19 protein-coding genes are annotated in these 19832 nt (G+C 54.8%); 13 read left to right on the forward strand and 6 right to left on the reverse strand.

All coding sequences use genetic code 11. The annotated features are described in order from the left end of the window. The first annotated feature begins 63 nt into the window (after window positions 1-63). From rsgA to asd, 3 genes are read left to right on the forward strand one after another with little or no spacing between them, the layout of a single operon-like run. Complete coding sequence (rsgA, locus tag HUO07_RS14220; RefSeq protein WP_101146270.1) at window positions 64-1083, forward strand: small ribosomal subunit biogenesis GTPase RsgA; 1020 nt, start codon at window positions 64-66, stop codon at window positions 1081-1083. An 18-nt stretch (window positions 1084-1101) separates the two neighbouring features. Beyond that, window positions 1102-1944: a sulfurtransferase gene (locus tag HUO07_RS14225; protein ID WP_176304140.1), complete on the forward strand. Its 843-nt coding sequence runs from the start codon at window positions 1102-1104 to the stop codon at window positions 1942-1944. A gap of 10 nt (window positions 1945-1954) precedes the next feature. Next, entirely contained in the window at window positions 1955-2839 is an 885-nt protein-coding gene (gene asd, locus HUO07_RS14230) for an archaetidylserine decarboxylase (RefSeq protein ID WP_176304141.1), read from the forward strand. Here asd and epmA read toward each other — a convergent pair. Next, window positions 2836-3816, reverse strand: a complete 981-nt coding sequence (gene epmA / locus HUO07_RS14235) for an EF-P lysine aminoacylase EpmA (protein WP_176304142.1) — start codon at window positions 3814-3816, stop codon at window positions 2836-2838. The two genes, asd and epmA, sit on opposite strands and share 4 nt — an antisense overlap. 106 nt (window positions 3817-3922) lie before the next feature. Further along, a complete protein-coding gene (gene efp / locus HUO07_RS14240) occupies window positions 3923-4489 on the reverse strand; it encodes an elongation factor P (RefSeq protein ID WP_176304143.1) in 567 nt (188 codons plus the stop codon). A 107-nt stretch (window positions 4490-4596) separates the two neighbouring features. On the opposite strand from efp, the gene epmB reads away from it, so the two are divergent. Further along, the gene (gene epmB / locus HUO07_RS14245; RefSeq protein WP_246286672.1) at window positions 4597-5631 is read left to right on the forward strand and encodes an EF-P beta-lysylation protein EpmB; all 1035 of its coding nucleotides are present in this window, start codon (window positions 4597-4599) and stop codon (window positions 5629-5631) included. 241 nt (window positions 5632-5872) lie between these two features. Here the strand turns inward: epmB and tnpA are convergent, their stop codons facing one another. Continuing rightward, entirely contained in the window at window positions 5873-6298 is a 426-nt protein-coding gene (gene tnpA, locus HUO07_RS14250) for an IS200/IS605 family transposase (RefSeq protein WP_176304144.1), read from the reverse strand. Between the two features lie 21 nt (window positions 6299-6319). On the opposite strand from tnpA, the gene HUO07_RS21750 reads away from it, so the two are divergent. The 3 genes from HUO07_RS21750 to HUO07_RS14265 all read left to right on the forward strand — a co-directional run bounded on the left by HUO07_RS21750 (window position 6320) and on the right by HUO07_RS14265 (window position 9935). Continuing rightward, window positions 6320-7387 carry an RNA-guided endonuclease InsQ/TnpB family protein gene (locus HUO07_RS21750; RefSeq protein ID WP_176304145.1) on the forward strand — a complete coding sequence of 356 codons (1068 nt, stop codon included), beginning with the start codon at window positions 6320-6322 and terminating at the stop codon, window positions 7385-7387. Between the two features lie 138 nt (window positions 7388-7525). Then, on the forward strand, window positions 7526-7891 hold the full coding sequence (locus HUO07_RS14260) for a hypothetical protein (protein ID WP_176304146.1): 366 nt from the start codon (window positions 7526-7528) through the stop codon (window positions 7889-7891). A gap of 10 nt (window positions 7892-7901) precedes the next feature. Further along, on the forward strand, window positions 7902-9935 hold the full coding sequence (locus tag HUO07_RS14265; protein ID WP_176304147.1) for a pyrroloquinoline quinone-dependent dehydrogenase: 2034 nt from the start codon (window positions 7902-7904) through the stop codon (window positions 9933-9935). 79 nt (window positions 9936-10014) lie between these two features. Here the strand turns inward: HUO07_RS14265 and HUO07_RS14270 are convergent, their stop codons facing one another. Genes HUO07_RS14270 through HUO07_RS14280 form a run of 3 tightly spaced genes read right to left on the reverse strand, consistent with a single transcriptional unit; the run spans window position 10015 to window position 13780 of the window. Beyond that, window positions 10015-11133 (reverse strand): hypothetical protein, encoded by a 1119-nt coding sequence (locus tag HUO07_RS14270; protein WP_176304148.1) that lies wholly within the window; start codon window positions 11131-11133, stop codon window positions 10015-10017. 33 nt (window positions 11134-11166) lie between these two features. Then, window positions 11167-12873 carry a 2-isopropylmalate synthase gene (leuA, locus tag HUO07_RS14275; protein WP_176304149.1) on the reverse strand — a complete coding sequence of 569 codons (1707 nt, stop codon included), beginning with the start codon at window positions 12871-12873 and terminating at the stop codon, window positions 11167-11169. Window positions 12874-12889: 16 nt separating this feature from the next. Beyond that, window positions 12890-13780 carry an ion transporter gene (locus HUO07_RS14280; RefSeq protein ID WP_176304150.1) on the reverse strand — a complete coding sequence of 297 codons (891 nt, stop codon included), beginning with the start codon at window positions 13778-13780 and terminating at the stop codon, window positions 12890-12892. A gap of 176 nt (window positions 13781-13956) precedes the next feature. On the opposite strand from HUO07_RS14280, the gene HUO07_RS14285 reads away from it, so the two are divergent. From HUO07_RS14285 to HUO07_RS14310, 6 genes are read left to right on the forward strand one after another with little or no spacing between them, the layout of a single operon-like run. Further along, the gene (locus HUO07_RS14285; protein WP_176304151.1) at window positions 13957-16797 is read left to right on the forward strand and encodes a monovalent cation/H+ antiporter subunit A; all 2841 of its coding nucleotides are present in this window, start codon (window positions 13957-13959) and stop codon (window positions 16795-16797) included. After that, the gene (locus tag HUO07_RS14290) at window positions 16797-17129 is read left to right on the forward strand and encodes a Na+/H+ antiporter subunit C (protein ID WP_008958597.1); all 333 of its coding nucleotides are present in this window, start codon (window positions 16797-16799) and stop codon (window positions 17127-17129) included. The genes HUO07_RS14285 and HUO07_RS14290 overlap by 1 nt, the downstream gene beginning before the upstream one ends. After that, on the forward strand, window positions 17126-18640 hold the full coding sequence (locus HUO07_RS14295) for a monovalent cation/H+ antiporter subunit D (protein ID WP_176304152.1): 1515 nt from the start codon (window positions 17126-17128) through the stop codon (window positions 18638-18640). The genes HUO07_RS14290 and HUO07_RS14295 overlap by 4 nt, the downstream gene beginning before the upstream one ends. Further along, the gene (locus HUO07_RS14300) at window positions 18637-19134 is read left to right on the forward strand and encodes a Na+/H+ antiporter subunit E (protein WP_176304153.1); all 498 of its coding nucleotides are present in this window, start codon (window positions 18637-18639) and stop codon (window positions 19132-19134) included. Before HUO07_RS14295 ends, HUO07_RS14300 begins: the two co-directional genes overlap by 4 nt. Continuing rightward, window positions 19128-19397, forward strand: a complete 270-nt coding sequence (locus HUO07_RS14305) for a K+/H+ antiporter subunit F (protein WP_176304154.1) — start codon at window positions 19128-19130, stop codon at window positions 19395-19397. Before HUO07_RS14300 ends, HUO07_RS14305 begins: the two co-directional genes overlap by 7 nt. A 43-nt stretch (window positions 19398-19440) precedes the next feature. Further along, window positions 19441-19827: a Na+/H+ antiporter subunit G gene (locus HUO07_RS14310; protein WP_176304155.1), complete on the forward strand. Its 387-nt coding sequence runs from the start codon at window positions 19441-19443 to the stop codon at window positions 19825-19827. The last annotated feature ends 5 nt before the right edge of the window (window positions 19828-19832 follow it).

Raw genomic sequence — 19832 nt, forward strand, 5'->3', positions numbered from 1 at the left:
GATAAGTACAATGCCATCGTTGATAGGTACAATGACGTTTATTGTAGCGATCATCAGGTGGTCATGAGCAAACGTAAATTAAGTCGTCAGCAGCAGTGGCGAGTCGAGAAAGTCCAGGCGGAACGTGCCCAGCGTGCGGAAAAGCGTGATGTGCAAGATGCTGAAAAACTCGCCGCTGGCGAATACGGTGCTGAACAGCCGGGCCGCGTCGTTGCTCACTTTGGTCGTACCCTAGAGGTACGCAATAGCGATAATGAACCGGTGCGCTGTCATTTACGCGCCAACCTGGATGGTTTGGTCACCGGCGACCGCGTGATATGGCGTGCCGGGCAGGAAGGCTCTGGCGTGGTAGTGGCTCGGGAAGAGCGCGACAGCGTGTTAAAGCGCCCGGATGCTCGCGGCCTGCTCAAACCGGTGGCCGCCAACATTGATCAGCTGTTGATCGTGTTTGCGGTAGAGCCTGCACCTCACGCCAACCTTATTGACCGCTATTTGGTCGCCGCCGAAGCTACCGGCATTGCGCCAGTACTGGTGCTCAATAAAACCGACTTGCTACCAGAAGATGGCGGCGAACTCGGTAAACTGCTTGAACGCTATCGCGATTTAGGCTACCCCGTCGTGCGCACCACCACTGCTACAGACACCGGGCTGGATGAGCTGCGCAGTCAGCTTGAAGGGCGCACCTCCGTATTCGTGGGTCAAAGCGGCGTGGGCAAATCCTCGCTAATCGACCTGTTGCTACCGGATGAAAACCTGCGTATTGGCGCGCTCTCGGAAGACTCCCGCAAGGGCACCCATACCACCACCACGGCACGCCTCTATACCATGAGCCGAGCTGACGTGGCCGATGGCGATGTCATCGACTCACCGGGTATTCGCGAGTTTGGCTTGGTGCACCTCAACGAGCAGGAAGTCACCGACGGTTTCATTGAGTTTCACGACTATATTGGTTACTGCCGTTTTCGTGATTGTCGTCACCGTAATGAGCCCGGTTGCGCTTTACTCGCAGCGGTCGAGGCAGGCAAGATTCATCCAGCACGCTTTGCCAGCTATCGACGGATTCTTGATAGTTTGGATAGCTAACGTTGATAGGAGTTACCCATGAGTATTGAAAGCCAATCGTCGGAAGCTAACCTTCTGCCGCTGATTATTGAACCGGAACAGCTGCAGGCGCATTTAGATGACCCACAGCTGCTGATCATTGATGTGCCAGCCAATGGCGACAGCTATCGTCAGGGCCATGTGCCCGGCGCCATCTTCCTCGACTTTCGCTATTTAATGCGCGGTGAAGGGCCGGTACCGAGTGACGTTCCTAGCGTTGAGGCGCTTTCACGTCTGTTCAGCGCATTAGGTCTAACCCGCGACACCCACGTGGTGGCCTACGATGACGAAGGCGGTGGCTGGGCGGCACGTCTTTTGTGGTCATTAGAGCTCATCGGCCATACGCGTTACTCCTATTTGAATGGCGGCATACACGCCTGGCGCGATGCAGGCATGGAAGAGAGCACCGAGCCTACCGCCCCCACCCAAAGTGAGTATCACGCTGAAATTCTCAACCCTAACGCCTTGATCACGTTTGAAGAGATCAAAGAGAAGCTCAGCGATAAACACTTCGCGGTGTGGGATGCGCGCTCCAAAGATGAGTACGATGGCGTCCGAGGTAACAACAAGCACCTGGGGCACATTCCCGGTGCCGTTAATATGGACTGGCTCCACGCCATGGACCGACAGCGCGCACTGCGCATTCGCGATTACGCCGAGCTGATCACCGAACTTGGCGCCCTGGGCCTGACCCCCGATATGGAAATCGCTACCCACTGCCAGAGCCACCACCGCAGCAGCTTTACCTGGCTGGTGGGCAAGGCACTAGGCTTTAATATGCGTGGCTACGCGGGGTCCTGGGGTGAATGGGGCAACCGCGACGACACCCCGATTGAGAAGTGAAAATATTACTGTGACTCTTTCCCAAAAAGCCTTTTCGCTACTTCAGTACCCACTGCCTCAGCACGCTCTTTCGCGTCTATCCGGCAAATTCGGCCAGTGCGACAACCCTTGGGTGAAAAGCACCCTGATCAAGGCCTTTATCAAACGCTTTAATGTCGACATGAGCCAAGCGTTGGAACCCGATCCTAGCGCCTATGCAACGTTCAATGACTTTTTTACCCGGGCGTTAAAAGCCGATGCGCGCCCATTAGGCGAAGGAATATTGAGCCCTGCCGATGGCACGCTCTCCCAATACGGGCGCCTACAGGCCGGCCAACTGGTGCAAGCCAAGGGCCACACCTACTCTGCGCAGACCCTGCTGGGCGGCGACACAGCCCTGGCGGAAGAGTTTCTCGGCGGCAGCTTTGCCACTGTCTACCTCTCTCCACGAGACTACCACCGCGTGCATATGCCGGTGACCGGTACATTAAGAGAAATGATTTACGTACCCGGACGACTCTTCTCGGTCAACCAGGCAACCGCCAACTATGTGCCGGGCTTGTTTGCCCGTAACGAACGCCTAGTGTGCATCTTTGATACCGAGCACGGCCCCATGGCAATGGTGTTAGTAGGTGCAATGATTGTAGCGGCCATCGAGACCGTCTGGTCAGGCCAGGTAACACCGCTTGCAGGCCAGCCTCAGCGCATGCAGTTTGGGCAACCTATCACGTTGGAAAAAGGCGCTGAAATGGGCCGTTTCAAACTCGGCTCCACGGTAGTGATGTGCTTCACTAAACCGGTTGTCTTTGATGACTATCCTACGGGTGTCATGGTCAGCATGGGGCAAGCGCTGGGCCACATTGATAAACCGACTCATGATAGCGATGCGCCCCCTACTAGCGAGCCGATGGTTTAGCAGCGAGGCGTAGAAAAGGCGAGCACGTCTTCCAGGCGTGCTTTGCCTAGCGCCAGTTGAATGAGGCGATCAATCCCCAGCGCGACACCCGCACCAGTTGGCATGCCGTGCTCTAGAGCGGCCAGCAGACGCTCATCCACATCCACTTCCGGCAAGCCCAAGCGGCGGCGCTCAGCGTTATCATCCGTAAACCGCACTCTCTGTTCCGAGGCATCGGTCAACTCTTGGTAACCATTGGCCAACTCAACACCTTTCAGGTAGAGCTCGAAGCGGGAAGCCACCCACTCACCATCTACATCCTGGTGACGTTGCGCCAGAGCGGCCTGGCTAGCGGGATAATCAACCACAACACTTAGCTCATGCTGGCCTAACTGTGGCTCGATCACTACGCTCATAAGCAGGTCAAGGCAGGTCTCGCGATCTTCACCGGCCAAGGATTGCGCAGACATTTGCGCCCGCTCCGCGGCAACCAAACGCAACTTTTCCAGCGACGTGGTAAAGGGGTCCACCTCTAGGTGGGTATGGAAAAGCTCCCGATAGCGATAATGCACGACCGGACCGGGGAAACTGGGTAGCAGTGACATGACCAGGGTAGCCGTCTCATCAATTAGTTTATCCAGCGTAAACTGCGGCCGATACCACTCCAGCATGGTGAACTCGATATTGTGGCGAGCCCCGACTTCACCATCGCGAAAACTTTTGGCGAGCTGAAATATCGGTCCGCTACCGGCCGCCAATAACCGCTTCATATGGAATTCAGGCGAAGTTTGCAGCCATAAACGGCGCTGCCCTCTATCGGTGCGAGCCAGGGCATGAAGCGATACCAGATGCACATCCGTGCTCCCCCCCTGCCCCAAGACCGGCGTTTCCACTTCCAGCACGTCACGCTGGTCAAAAAATGCCCGCACTTTGGCCATTAACCGTGCACGCTCGCGGAGCGTTTCAATCGACGCCGAGGGTTGCCAATCAATGGCCATCACTTCTCCTTAGATAAGCTATAGACAAGCTATTTTTAGCAAAAAATGGCCACGCAAAAAGCGTGGCCATCATCATTACCAAACCGAAAAACATCGCGAAAAGTGATTAAGCGCGAGAGACGTATTCCCCGCTGCGCGTATCAATTTTCAACACTTCGCCCTGATTGATAAACAACGGCACGCGCACTACAGCGCCAGATGATAGCGTAGCAGGCTTAGAGCCACCTTGCGCCGTATCGCCTTTCAAACCTGGATCAGTTTCAACCACTTCCAGCTCAATGAAGTTGGGCGGCGTCACAGAAATGGCCTTATCATTCCAAAGCGTAATGATATAGGGCACCTGCTCTTTCAGCCATTTAGCAGTATCACCCAAGGCTTTCTTTTCCACGGCGTACTGCTCAAAGGAGCCATCGGTCTTCATGAAATGCCACATATCACCATCGGTGTAGAGGTACTCCATCTCCAAATCCATGACATCAGCGCCTTCCAGCGAATCACCAGATTTGAAAGTCTTCTCACCCACACGGCCCGTCATCAAGTTACGCAGCTTAACGCGGTTAAACGCCTGCCCCTTGCCAGGCTTGACCAGCTCGTTTTCGACGATCGAACAAGGATCGCCGTCGAGCATTACTTTCAAACCGCCTTTGAATTCATTGGTAGAATAGTTCGCCATAATGCCTCTCAATGTTTTATGTCAGTAACGTGATGCACGAAGCCCTGCTTCGTCGTTGATAGCGTCATTCAATAAGTGCGCGCATGATAACCCGAAGGAGGGCTTTTTTGCAGGAGAACATCATTATTTCAGCCTCTGAAACGCAACAACAGTGCCACACGATGGTCCGTTCCAATTGGCAACAGCAACTCTCACAGGCCATCCGCGACCCGCAGGTATTGTGCGAACGGCTCGGGCTAGACAGCGACCTGCTGGCAGGCGCTCAGCTAGGTCATGAGCTGTTTGAGGTATGTGTGCCTGAAGCCTATCTGGCTAAAATAGCCCCTGCGGATTTGAGCGACCCCCTGCTTCTTCAGGTGCTGCCCTTGGGCAAAGAAGCCTCAACGACTCCAGGCTACGTCGCTGACCCGCTGGAAGAAGCCGATCATCAGCCCGCTAAAGGACTGATTCATAAATACGCTAACCGCGTGCTACTAATTGCAAGCCCAGCCTGTGCAATCAACTGCCGCTACTGTTTTCGCCGCCACTTCCCGTATAGCGAGAACTCGCCTTCCCGGGCGCAGTGGCAAGAAGCACTGGAGTACTTGCGTGCCGACCCCTCCATTCACGAGGCGATACTTTCCGGCGGCGACCCTCTAGCAGCAAGCGACCGGCAGCTTGCCTGGCTGGCCGAACAGCTTGAAAGCATCCCTCACCTCAAACGGCTACGCATACATACCCGCTTGCCCGTGGTGATTCCTGACCGGATTGATGACGCACTGCTCGGCTGGTTAAGCAAAAGCCGCCTGCAAAAAGTGGTGGTGCTGCATATCAACCACGCCAATGAAATTGATCAGGCCGTGGTAGATGCCTGTACCCGCCTCAAGCAAGCAGGCGTGACGCTGCTGAACCAGAGCGTTCTTCTAAAAGGTGTCAACGACAGCGTGCCAACGCTGGCAACTCTCTCTGAACGGCTATTTGAAGCAGGCGTGCTGCCTTACTACCTGCACGTGCTCGACCCAGTTCAGGGCGCCGCCCACTTTGATGTACCCGATGCAGTGGCGCAAGCACTGGTAAAAGAGTTACTAGAACACCTACCCGGCTTTCTTATGCCCCGGCTAGTCCGCGAAGTGCCTGGCAAAATGAGCAAAACGCCTTTGTGACGTCATTTTAACCACCTGGCTTTCGTCAACTCACGATGCCTCCGATGCGCAGCATAACGATTGCCAAGCTGGTAACGGTGGGCAGTGAGGTGATCGAACTGAACTGCTCGCCTCTAACCGGCATCGCGACCCCAGCGTGCGGTGAAAATGGCACAGCTGTTGTGGGATTTTCTGGCGGTTTTATCAGATTTGCGCGGAAAACCCCGTACTTCTAGTGCGGGGATGTAGAGCGCGTCGCCCGCTAGGGCGACTTGTTGGGGCGGTTTTGTCCCTCAATGTATTGACGGACTACCGATATAGGCGCACCACCGACACTTCCTGCAAAGTAACTGGGGCTCCATAGGGCGTTTTTCAGGTATGCCGGTTTCGCCAGCTCAGGGTGCAATAGCTTCATACGCCTGCTTGATACGCCTTTCAGGCTGTTCACCAGTTTGGATAGCGCCACCTTTGGCGGGTAGTTCACCAGCAGATGAACGTGATCCGTCTCGCCATTAAATTCCACCAGCTCTGTTTCGAAGTCAGCGCATACCCGCCGAAAAAGAGCTTCGAGGGAGTCGAGGTGTTCGGCATTAAAGATCCTGCCTCGGAATTTTGTTACAAAGACCAAGTGGGCATGAATCATGAAAACGCAATGCCTACCAGTTCTAATTTCTTGTTTAGTGTCCATAGACCAATTATGCTCCAAAGCATGAAACAGACCAAGACCTTGAAGGTTCGAGTCAAAGACAAGCACGTCGCCCAACTCAATCGTATGGCGCGCAACGTGAACTTTGTCTGGAACTACCTCAACGAACTGAGTTCACGAGCGATTCGTGAGCGCGCTCTGTTTCTATCGGCCTACGATATGCACCCCTACACAAAAGGTGCAGGCACGGACCTGGGACTGCACAGCCAAACGTTGCAGGAAGTCGCCCGTGAATACACGACTCGCCGCAAACAGTTCAAGAGGTCGCGGTTGGCGTGGCGCAAGTCCGGCGGTGTTCGTCGCTCACTAGGCTGGATTCCAGTGAATACCGGCGCGGCTAAGTGGAAGAGTGGTCAAGTGTTCCACAACGGCACCTACTTCAAGGTCTGGGATAGCTACGGCCTTAGCCAATACAAATTCCGTTCAGGCAGCTTCAATGAAGATGCCCGAGGCCGTTGGTACTTTAATGTCGTGGTTGAGGTGGATATTCCGCCTAATCAGGCCCAGGGTGAGGTTGGCATTGATCTTGGCCTTAAAGATACCGCGACATGCAGCGACGGCCAAAAGCTGGAGGCAGGGCGCTTCTACCGCGACTTGGAAGCCAAACTGGCAGCCGCCCAAAGAGCGGGCAATAAGGGGCGTGTGAAAGCGATCCACGCCAAGATCAAGAATCGTCGCAAGGATGCCAACCACAAGTTTAGCCGCAACCTGATCAGCCAGTACGGCACTATCGTAGTAGGTAATGTCAGCGCCTCAAAGCTGGCAAAAACCAAGATGGCCAAGTCAGTGCTGGACGCTGGCTGGTACCAATTGAAGACGATGCTGGAATACAAATGCGACCACGCAGGCACCGTCTTCAAAGAAGTCAATGAAGCCTACACCACCCAGACCTGCTCGAATTGTGGCGCACTGCCCAAGGAAAGGCCGAAAGGTATCGCAGGTCTTGGAATAAGAGACTGGATATGCAGCGAGTGTGGTGCCTCGCATGACCGGGATGTGAATGCAGCCCGCAATATCCTAAGTCTTGGGGCAGGACGTTGCCCTCAAGCAGTTGGAATCCCCCGACTTTAGGCGGGGGAGGACGTCAAGCTTCTCATTCGTGCCGTTAGGTCGAAAAGGTATCGTTCTCTGCTAACGTTATAGTGCTAATCACTTTGTTGTGAGGCGTTCGCCTTACTATCATGAAGTTTTCAAGGAGGAAATAACGCCATGTCGCTATTACACTCGACCCGGCTGGGTTCTATCGTACTTCTCATTGCCTCACTCGCCGGGCTTGCCATCGCTGTATACGCCTATTCCACTCCACTAACCGGTGTGACCGGGACACTCGGCGCCCTGGTGGCCATTTTGGCCTGCCTCGCCCTTGCGGTGTTGGCACTCCTTCTCGCGGCCATCAAGGGGCGAGGCGCTTCTATTGCATTGAGAGTACTCATCTTGGTGGGCCTCACCGGCACTTTTTTCGCTGGCATGCTACTTCATCAATGGTGGATCTGCGCTGCTATGGTGGTCGGCTTAATCGGCCTGATCCTTGATATGGTTCGCCCATCACACCATACCCGCCCTACCCATGCCTGAGGAGCCGACGATGCCAACTTCATTTGCTAAACGACCTCACTTTAATACCATCACGCTGGGCTGGGGTACCGCTACAGCACTGGCGCTTTGTTTATCACCCATGCCGTTACTGGCACAAGACTCGCCAGATGAGCTGGCAAATAGCCCGGAAAATAGTCCGGCAGAGACAACCAACACTGCGCCCATCCCGCTGGTGCCTGGCGAGCCCATTTGGGATAGCTTTCATGGCCAGCTCAACGCGCAAAAATATAGCCCGCTTGACCAAATCAATGCCGATAATGTTGGCGAGTTAGAGAAAGTATGGGAACTCCATACCGGCGATGTCGCCGATGGCTCAGGCGATTTACCGGCGACGGTGTGGTCTGCAACGCCAGTATTTGCCAACGACACGCTCTATATCGGCACACCGTTCTACCGAATTATCGCGCTTGACCCAGCAAGTGGCGAAGAGAAGTGGAGTTTCGATACCCAGTCCTCACTTGAAGCACTCACCCAGCCCGCCTTAAAGAATCGTGGCGTGGCTTACTGGGAGGCCGATAATCCGGTGGCTGGCGAATCGTGCCAGAAAATCATCTACATGGGCACCATGGATGCGCGACTGTTTGCGGTCGATGCCGACAGCGGCGAGCCGTGCCAAGGGTTTGCCGATAACGGTGTTCTCAATGCCAATCAGTGGAACGACACCAACGATAAGTGGCCATTGTCGCTGCTGCAGCCGCCTACCGTGGTGGGAGATCGCCTGATTCTAGGTTGGGCGGGCATGGACTGGGCCTATGAAGAGGCGCCCCCCGGCACCGTCTTTTCAATCAATGCCCGTACTGGCGAGCTTGAATGGACATTCCAGGCTCTGAGCGATCAGATGCGCGAGCAGAGCGGTACCGCCAACGTGTGGACACACATGTCTGCAGACGAAGAGCGCGGGCTGGTCTATCTGCCGGTTTCTTCACCCTCGCCTAACTATTGGGGCGGCAACCGTACTGAAGAAGTCCCCCTCGGTACCTCAACCACTGCCCTGGATATTGAAACGGGCGAAGTGGTCTGGTCGCGCCAGTGGGTTCATCACGACATCTGGGATTACGATATTAATTCTGCGCCAACGCTAATGGACATTACGGTAGATGGTGAAGAGATACCGGCATTGATCCAGGCGACCAAGATGGGCTTTCTGTTTGTGGTCAATCGCGAAACCGGTGAAGACGTCTGGCCGATTGAAGAGCGGCCGGTTCCGGGTGGTGACGGCTCCGTTGAGGGGGAAGTCTATGCGCCCACTCAGCCCTTCCCCACTAAACCTGCCCCGCTGATGGATCAGGCAGAAAAGCCCAAGGTGTGGGCCCTGGCCGACGCGGTTAGCTTCGGAGAGTGTTCAGCACTGTGGGAGGAACTTCGCTATGAAGGTATGTACACCCCACCCACTACCGAGGGTGAAGGTACGTTAGGCTTTCCCATCAGCGCAGGTGGCGTGCAATGGGGCGGCGTAGCATTCGATCCTGAAAGTCAGACGGCGGTGGTCAACACGTCGCATATCGTGCAGTACATCAGGCTTTATGACCGTGAAGCTTACGAGTCAGCCAATCGAGCATCGGGCAACGAGAGTGGCTTTGCGTCTCAGGAAGGTGCGCCCTACGGCATGCGCCTTGAGGTTGCCCTTAACAGGCTAGGCATGCCCTGCTGGGAACCGCCGTTTGGGGAGCTCGTGGCGCTCGACATGACCACTGGCGATATCAAATGGCGCCGCCCATTGGGTGCTTCACAGCAGTATGGTTTCTACATGCCGGAAAGCTGGGGCTCTCCTACCATTGGTGGCCCAGCGGTCACCGCGGGTAACGTTATCTTTATCGGTGCCTCAATGGATGCCAAGGTACGTGCTTACTCCCTTGAAACCGGCGAAGAGCTCTGGTCAGATCAGACCGAGGCCCCATCTGTCTCCAACCCAGCCGTTTACGAGTACGACGGTCGCGAATATGTTGCCTTTATTTCCGGCGGCAATACCATTCTGAAAAATCAGGTAGGTGATCAAATCACGGTTTACGCCCTGCCAGAATAAAGCTAGCACATGGGCAAATAACAAACGGGCGGCCTCTAAGGCCGCCCGTTTGCGTTAACAGCTACATTCTCACTCTGCTTCAACCCAGATCACTGCTCTGAGACTTGGTACGCTTGGCTAACTGTTTATTTGCTGCGCCAAAACACACCCGTATTACTGGTACCAACAGCCACAATAGTGGCGTGAGTAACCAGTGATAGACAAAGCGAGCAATGAACAGGATCGGCAATAGTACGATCAGCCAGATAAGAAACTGACCGAACCAAACCGGCCAGCCAAGCCAGGTCGAGAGATTAGCACCGAGTGCGCTCACTAAGCTTGGGTGGCGAACCACCACATAAGCGGTGCCCGCCACGGCGGCGACCTTGGCCATGCGCGGTAACGTCGCAAAACGGCTGCTGGTAGCCAGCACCCCTTGGCGGAGCCCTGTCCGAGCACCCTGCGCTTCGATACTACCTACACGAGCAGCACGTGCGGCTCTGCCTGCCCGCAGCACCTTAACGGTGCTGGCCATGACCAGCAGATCTACCCCAGCCCAGCCTAGATCGGCTGCACCAATGGCGTCGCCCTGCCGCCACTGGCTTTCGAGATCGCGAAGGCCACTAGTAAAGAAATCGCCTACGCCCGCGACCACTCGCTCACTCTGCAGCCACTCCACTTCGCCTTGTTCACTCACTACAAATTGGTTAAGCAGCGCGTGACCATTATCTTCAAGTAGCGTAATGCCCATCTGCCCGCGCCGGAAAGGGGTTAATTCCTCATTCGTAGCTACCTCTTCATCACTCCACCAGCGACTGACTTGTTGATAGCGCTCGCCGACCCAGTGCTGTGCACGTAGCATGGCCACATCGTGAGTACGAAAGTAGCTGATAGGCAAAACGGCGTCTGCGCCAAAGCGTGTTAACACCTCTTGGAACTGAGGTGACAGGCCATACTCTTTTAATACTTCGCGGGCCACATCGCCATGGCGCAACATTGCCAACGAAGCACTCATCCATAACGCCTGATCCGAGGCATAATGAAGAAAGAGCGCGTTGATCTCTAGAGCTTCCTGTTGAAGCGACGCCTCTAGCGTGGGCAGCGCCCGCTGCGCCTCCAATCGCACCAGTTTGGATTCAAACGGTTCGTGGGAAGCCACCGCGGAGGCAAGCCCTGCGATTACTATCGCTGTCAACACTATGATCTGCCAGGGCCGCATCGCTTTCGCCTCGCTAACTGGGTAACTGCCTAATTACCCTAATGTCTCCGCTGTCACGTTCGCCGCTGCGGGTTGGGTCGAATGGTGGCGGTTGATAGCGCTAAGGACGCCTTTCATGGAAGCGCTAGTAATACTTTCGTCAGTGCCCACGCCGAACACCGCTTTACCATCGATACGTACTTCCACGTAAGCGATTGCCTCAGCATCGGCGCCTTGGCCGCGGGAGTGCTCGTGATAGTCGATGATTTCCACATCGTGCCCGGCGGCGGCCAGCGCTTTAACAAAGGCGGCTAGCGGGCCATTGCCTTCACCGCTGAGGGTTTGGCGGTTGCCATCAGTCTCAACGACGGCTTCCAGCGTCACTTTGGGGCTGTCAGGTTCAGAAGAGAGTCGGTGACTCACCAGCCCAAAGGGTGCTTGCTGCTCCAGATACTCATCCGAGAACGCTTGGTAAATCATCTTCGAGGTGATCTCGCGCCCGGTGCGCTCAGCGACTTCCTGCACCACTTGGCTGAACTCAATCGAAAGGCGACGCGGCAACTCAATGCCGTGCTCCTGCTCAAGCAGGTAAGAAACGCCGCCTTTACCCGATTGGCTGTTAACCCGGATAACGGCTTCGTAGCTGCGGCCCACGTCGAGCGGATCGATAGGTAAATAAGGCACATCCCACACAGCATCTGGATTAGCGCGGCGATACGCCATGCCTTTTTTGATCGCATCCTGATGAGAGCCAGAGAACGCGGTGAATACCAAATCGCCCACGTAGGGGTGGCGCGGATGCACCGGCAACTGGTTGCAGTACTCCACTTCGCGCATGATCGGGGTGATATTGGAGAAATCGAGCTGAGGGTGAACGCCCTGGGTGTACATGTTCATCGCCAATGTGACGATATCGACGTTACCGGTACGCTCGCCGTTACCAAACAGCGTGCCCTCAACGCGGTCAGCTCCCGCCATTAGCGTCAATTCTGCTGCTGCCACGCCGGTACCGCGGTCGTTGTGGGGGTGAACGCTGACAATCAGATGATCACGATTTTTGACGTTGCGACAGAACCACTCAATTTGGTCGGCATAGTTATTGGGCGTAGCGACTTCTACCGTGGCGGGCAGGTTCACGATCATCGGCTTTTCACCACTGGTGCCATAGGCTTCCATGACCGCTTCGACGATCTCAACGGCGAAATCCATCTCGGTAGTGGTGAAGAGCTCTGGGGAGTACTGAAACGTCCAATTGGTTTGCGGCGCGGCTTCCATCTGCGCGCGAATCTGTTGGGTAGCCTCTACGGCGATTTGCACACACTCGGCTTTATCGACATTAAACACCACCCGGCGAAACATCGGGTCAGTGGCGTTATAGACGTGGACGATCGCGTTTTTAGCGCCCTGAAGTGCCTCAAAGGTGCGCTCAATCAAGTGTGGGCGCGCCTGGGTCAGCACCTGAATGGTCACATCCTCAGGGATTTTATCCTGCTCAATCAGCGAGCGGACAAAATCAAAATCGGTTTGTGAGGCCGAAGGAAAGCCGACTTCAATCTGCTTAAAGCCAACATTCAACAGCATGTCGAATAAACGCTGCTTACGCTCCTGATCCATCGGATCAATCAGCGATTGATTGCCGTCGCGCAGATCCACACTGCACCAAACAGGCGCTGCTTCAATGCGCTGGCTCGGCCACTGGCGGTCAGGCAGATCAACGGCCACAAAGGGACGGTACTTTTTGGCGGGGTCAGACAACATCATGGCGGCTCTCCTAAAATCAGTCAGTGGTGGGCTTATCGCTGTGCTTACCGCCCGCATCATTCTGGTGTGTTGGGGCTGTCGAGTATGCTTGAGAGAGCGCTGACTCCATACGGTCAAGCTGCGCTTTCAGCCCGCGAACATCATTGCGCAGCGACTGCAGTTCGGCTTCTTCACCTTCGCCGTTGTCTAGCGCCATTTGAGCGCTCTCTTTCTGCATCACATCCAGCACAATACCGATCATCATATTGAGAAAAATAAAGGCATTCAAAAAGATGAAGGTTAAAAAATAGATCCAGGCGTAGGGATAAACCTCCATGGCCGGGTAAAGCACCGCCGTGGCCCAGCTCTCGAAGGTCGCCACTTGAAACAGCGTCAACATGGCCAGAGAAATATTGCCCCATAGCCCCTCGTCCACATTGTGGAACAGGAAGCTCCCAATGGCGGCGTATATGTAGAAGATGATAAACATCAATAGGACGACATACCCCATCCGAGGAACCGACTTGACCAAGGCGCTTAACAGCATTTGTAGCTCGGGTATCATCGACACCAAGCGCAGCACCCGGAAAATACGCAGTAGCCTGGCCAGCAGCACCATTTCAGAGTCATCCATGGGAATCAGGCTGGCGGTCACGATGAGGAAGTCAAAGACGTTCCAACCTTTCTTGAAGAAACTCAGCAGCGTGCGTTCAGCGGCCATCCTGATTAAAATCTCAATCAGGAAAAATATGGTGACCGCGATGTCGAGATAGAGCAACCACTGCTCAACTTGAGTAGTTTCTTCATAGGTTTTTGCCCCTATCACCAGGGCAGAAATGACGATAATGGCGATCACGACCGCCTCAAACAATTTATTTGAGCGCAGCTTTTCAAAACGGGCTTGCCAGGTATTAAAGGGTTCACTCATGGAACATAAAATCTCTCAACGGTTGACCGGCACACTTTATACTAAAACTACACACCTTCTACACAAGTGATATCCTGTTGTTTCACTTGATGTATCCTAAGCCATCAGAACGCTCCTAAAGAGCCCTGTTTGGTACTCTTTTGATTTTTTTAACTTTAGCCGCTGGATGATCTCCCATGACACTGCTTTGGATAGCCTTATTGCCTCTGCTAGGCGTACTGGTGCCGGCACTTACCGCACAGCGTGGTCGCAGCTTCTGTTCACTTGCGACGGCAGTGCTGCCAGCGACCGCCTTAGTAATGACGCTACTCAACGTGCCAGCCCTGCTAGACGGTGAGCAACTACGCTTTTCAGTCACATGGATGCCTGAGTTGGCGCTGGACTTAGCGTTCCGCCTCGATGGCCTATCGCTGCTGTTTAATTTGCTGATACTGGGCATTGGCCTACTGATTATTCTGTATGCCCACTACTACTTGGCAAAAGATGAACCCTTTGGCCGATTCTACGCCTTCCTGATGCTTTTTATGGCGTCAATGGTCGGTATTTCAATGTCGGATAACCTGATTCTGCTTTGGCTATTCTGGGAGCTAACCAGTCTCTCTTCGTTTTTACTGATCGGTTACTGGTCCTACCGCAGTGATGCGCGCAAAGGCGCACGTATGGCGCTAACGGTGACCGGCGCGGGTGGTCTTGCACTACTGGCTGGTTTACTGCTGCTAGGCGATATGGCGGGCAGTTTCAATATGGGCGATGTATTAGCCAGCGGAGACGTTATTCTTGCCGACCCGCGCTACCCGCTCATGCTCGGCTTGGTACTGCTAGGGGCCTTTACTAAATCCGCACAGTTTCCTTTCCATTTTTGGTTACCCCATGCAATGGCGGCACCCACGCCGGTATCGGCGTATCTCCACTCGGCGACGATGGTGAAAGCGGGCATTTTCCTGATGGCTCGGTTGCACCCTGCCATCGCAGGTAGCGAGCTGTGGAGCGTGGTCGTCTCCCTGGTCGGCATCGTCACCATGCTGTACGGCGCTTGGTTTGCTCTGATGAAAACCGACCTAAAGGGCATTTTAGCGTTCTCCACGGTCAGTCATTTAGGTTTAATCACGGTGTTGTTAGGCATTGGCAGCCCCATGGCGATCTTGGCCGCGCTGTTCCATATCCTCAACCACGCTACTTTCAAAGCCGCCCTGTTTATGAGCGCAGGCATTATCGATCATGAAACCGGCACTCGGGAGCTAAAGCAGCTGGGTGGCCTGAAAAAAGCCATGCCTGTTACCGCGCTTTTGACCACGCTGGCGGCTGCTGCCATGGCGGGCGTGCCGCTATTTAATGGCTTTTTATCAAAAGAGATGTTCTTTACCGAGTCGCTAGCAACGCCCGTTTTGGGTGGGGTCAGCTGGCTATTACCCGCGCTAGCGACACTTGGAGGCATCCTCTCGGTCGCTTATTCGCTGCGTTTAGTTCACGCAGTCTTCTTCAAACCTGCCCGTGAAGAACCGCCAAAAACGCCCCATGAACCGCCGCATTTGATGCGCCTACCGGTTGAAATCTTAGTGGTGCTTTGCGTTGTGGTTGGCCTATTTCCGGCATTTATGGCGACAGGGTTATTAGAACTTGCCAGCGAAGCGGTGATTGGAAGCCCACTCGATTTTCATCTGGCTATCTGGCACGGCGTTAATCTGCCGCTCATTATGAGTTTGCTGGCCTTTGTCGTCGGTATTGCGCTTTATTGGCGCCATGGCAATGTGCGCCGATTTACTCAACAGTTTGCGGGCATTGACGCCCGGCGCGTTTTTGAGCGCATTCTTATCTCGATTGGCTACCGCTCGGAGCAACTGATTGCGGCACTGGAAGGCAACTCGCTTCAACGTTATGTGGGTTGGCTATGGCTGGCGGCGCTGGTGATGGGTGGTATTGGCCTCGTGCAAATCACCGATTTGACCGGCGCAGCAGGAAATCAGCCGCTGGACGGCATCCTTATTCTAGGCGCAGTGATGCTGATGTTTGGTGGCGTGGCGACCGCCGCCACCCATCGCTACCGGTTGATTTCGCTATTGATGCTATCGGTAGTAGGGCTGTTCGTTGCACTGACCTTTGCCCGTTTCTCGGCACCCGATCTAGCGCTGACACAGCTCTCTGTGGAAGTTGTGACCATGATTCTACTGATGCTAGCGCTATTTTTCTTGCCACAAAAAACGCCGCGCGAATCCAGCCCACTACGCAACGTTCGCGATATGCTACTCGCAGGTACGCTTGGCTTGGTGATCGCCAGCCTTAACTACGCCGTCATGACGCGCGATACGCTGTCGATTTCCAGTTTCTTTGTGGAAAACAGCAAGCCGGGCGGCGGCGGCTATAATGTCGTCAACGTCATTCTGGTCGACTTCCGGGGTTTCGATACCTTAGGGGAAATCACCGTATTGGCCATCGCGGGCCTGGCGATTTTTAAGCTGCTTAACCGCTTACGCCTGTTTATGCCGCACAGTGACGGTGAGGGACGGGTATGGTCACCTGATCGCTACCCGGCGGTGCTAACGTCAATTTCAATGACACTGCTGCCGTTGGCGCTCTTGGTCTCTGCGTTTATCTTCCTGCGTGGCCACAATCAGCCGGGCGGTGGTTTTATTGCCGGACTTATTACCGCCGTCGCCCTCATCCTGCTCTATATGGCGCGTGGCGTGGCGTGGGCGCAAGAGCGTCTGGATTTCCCCTTCCAACCGGTAGCTGTTATCGGGGTCGCCGTTGCCACGCTAACGGGGTTGGGTAGCTGGCTGTTTGGTCATCCCTTCCTAACCTCCGCATTCGGTTACTTCAGCCTACCGCTGATCGGCACCTTTGAACTGGCTACCGCGCTGCTCTTTGATCTGGGCGTGTACTTAGCCGTGGTAGGCGCCACGCTGATGATTTTGGCCAACCTTGGCAAAGTCACTACGGCGCACCGACCGGTGACTGAAACCTCGGGAAAAGACACCGATGCCGCTGCTGCAACCTCTTCTGCTAAGGAGCCTCGCTAATGGAACTGCTCTATGCAATGACCACCGGTGTCTTAACCGCCTGCGGTCTCTACTTAACCTTGCGAGGCCGCACCTTTCCCGTGGTGGTCGGCCTAACGCTGCTCTCTTACGCAGTGAACTTGTTTCTGTTTTCGATGGGGGGTCTCACCACTGATGGGCCAGCCATTGTGTCCGAAGGAACGAACTATGCCGACCCACTCCCTCAGGCGCTAGTGCTCACGGCCATTGTGATCGGCTTTGCGATGACCGCCTTCGTGGTAATTCTAGCCATGCGGGCGCGCAGTGAAGTGGGTAACGACCACGTCGACGGTAAAAAGGAAGACCGAGAATGATGCAGCACCTGATTGTTTTTCCTGTCGTTTTACCGCTAGTGGCGGGTATATTACTGCTCTACCAACGGCAAGGCTTAGTGCGCTATAAGCGTGCCGTCAGCGTTGCCGCCACCGTGTTATTACTGCTGGTTGCAACCGGCCTTTTGCGCCAAGCCGCCAGTGATCAGGTGACTTATTATGCCCTGGGCGATTGGCAAGCACCGTTCGGCATTGTGCTAGTACTGGATCGCCTGTCAGCACTGATGCTGCTGGTCACTGCTGTTTTAGCGGTTGGCGCAGTGGTATTTGCCTGCGCGGGAGATGATGAAAAAGGCAGTAACTTTCATGGCCTTTTTCAGTGGCAACTGCTGGGCATCAACGGCGCCTTTTTAACCGGTGATTTGTTTAACCTGTTCGTCTTTTTTGAAGTACTGCTATTAGCCTCTTACGCTCTGCTTTTGCACGGTGGAGGTAAAGCGCGCATTCAAGCCAGCGTCCACTACGTGGTTCTTAATCTGGCAGGCTCTTCGCTGTTTCTCATCGCAGTGGGGATTCTGTACGGCGCCACGGGCACGCTCAATATGGCCGATATGGCGATCCGCGTGGCTGAACTGCCTACAGAGCGTGAAGGCTTAGTCACCGCCGGCGCATTAATGCTACTGGTGGTGTTTGGGTTAAAAGCCGCCATCCTGCCTCTCTATTTCTGGCTACCCAAAGCCTATGCATCCGCGCCTGCGCCAGTGGCGGCGCTGTTTGCCATAATGACCAAGGTAGGTATCTACGCTATTCTGCGTGTCTATTCACTGCTGTTTGGTGACACCGCTGGCGGGCTGGAAGCACTGGAGCAATCTTGGGTTTGGTGGCTCTCGCTTGCCACCTTGGCGGCCGCTGGTGTCGGCGTAATGGCCGCACGAGATTTGCGCTTGCTGGTAGCTTATTTGGTGTTGGTATCCGTAGGCACGCTGCTGGCGGGTATCGGCATGCGCTCACCTCAGGCTGTCTCGGCCCTGCTCTATTACCTGATCCACACCACGCTGGTTACCGGTGGTTTGTTCCTGTTAGCGGAAATGATCAGCCTGCAGCGTGGTAAAGCGGGGACGCGCCTGGTGAAGGGTCGTCCGATGGTTCAGGGCGCTGGACTCGCTATGCTATTTTTCGTTGGCGCCATCGCCGTCGCTGGCGTTCCGCCGTTTTCAGGCGCTATCGGCAAGGCATTAATGCTTAATGCTGCCGAAGGCACGCAGCGTCTCTGGCTTTGGCCGTTACTGCTGTTGACCAGCCTAGCCTCGCTGATTGCGCTTTCCCGCGCAGGCTCTACGCTGTTTTGGCGTAGCCACCGTGGCAACATTAGTGGTTCACCGTTAGCCCGGCGCCAGTGGTTTGGCGTTATCTGGCTGCTTAGTGCAGCACCGCTGTTGGTTGCACTGGCAGGGCCAGTAAGCAGCTACACTCAAGCCACCGCTGATCAATTAGCCAACCCTCAGGTGCTAATTCGCACGCTACTACCCAATGCTACTGGAGATGCCCAATGATCGCCCCGCGCTCCTGGCTACCCACGCCTGTATTATCGATACTGCTACTTGTTGTGTGGTTGTTGTTAGTACGCAGCTACGCGTTTGGTCAGTTCGTGTTAGGCGGCTCATTAGCTATTTTGATTCCCCTACTGACCCATCGGTTTTGGGATGCACGGTCTCTTATCGCCAAACCCTTTGCCTTGCTGCGTTTTATCTTCCGTGTGCTGGGCGACATCATCACCGCGAACTTTGAAGTGGCTTATCTAATCGCCAACCCATGGCGCAAGCTTAAACCCCATTTTATTGAATACCCGCTAATGCTAGAGGAGCGGTTCACCATCACGCTGCTCGCCAGCACGATCAGCCTGACACCGGGCACCGTGTCGGCCAATCTGCGCATGGATGGTAAATCACTGCTGATTCACGCCTTAAACGTGGACGATGAGGAAGTGCTGATTAACCAGATTCGCGAGCGCTATGAACGCCCACTCAAGGAGATCTACGAATGTTAAGCACTGCACTCTATGTCACCTTAGCTCTGGTCGTGATGGCGCTGTTGATGAACCTCTACCGCCTGACCATTGGGCCCAGCTTGCCTGATCGCGTACTCGCGTTAGACACCATGTACGTTAACTCCATTGCGCTTATCGTACTGCTGGGGCTGTGGCTGAACAGCAAAACCTATTTCGAGTCAGCGCTGTTGATCGCAATGCTAGGTTTTATCAGCACCGTGGCGGTGTGCAAATATATTCTGCGCGGAGACATCATCGAATGATTAACAGGAGCTATCGAACGATGAATATCAGCCAGGGGGATTTATGTCAGTAATCGTTGAAGCACTTATTTCACTGCTGCTGATCGCTGGCGGGATCTTTGTCTTTATCGGTTCGCTGGGGATGGCGCACCTGCGCGATTTCTATATGCGCCTGCATGGCCCCACCAAGGCCACCACCTTGGGCATCGGCTGTATGCTCATCGCTTCGATGCTGTATTTCTGGAGCGTGGACGGCAAACCGGATATCCAAGAACTGCTGATTACGCTTTTCCTGTTTATCACCGCCCCCGTCAGCGCCCACCTGCTGGCCAAATCTGGCTTGCACCTGCGTTTAAAGCACGCTGATAAAACCCAGGGTAAGCCGGTAGAGCTGCGTCCAGAAGAAGTCGGCGACAAACCGGTACCGCACCCCGATAAAGGCCATGGCTGAAACGG

It is taken from the genome of Vreelandella maris (assembly GCF_013371085.1).
GTDB classification, from domain to species: Bacteria; Pseudomonadota; Gammaproteobacteria; order Pseudomonadales; family Halomonadaceae; genus Vreelandella; species Vreelandella maris.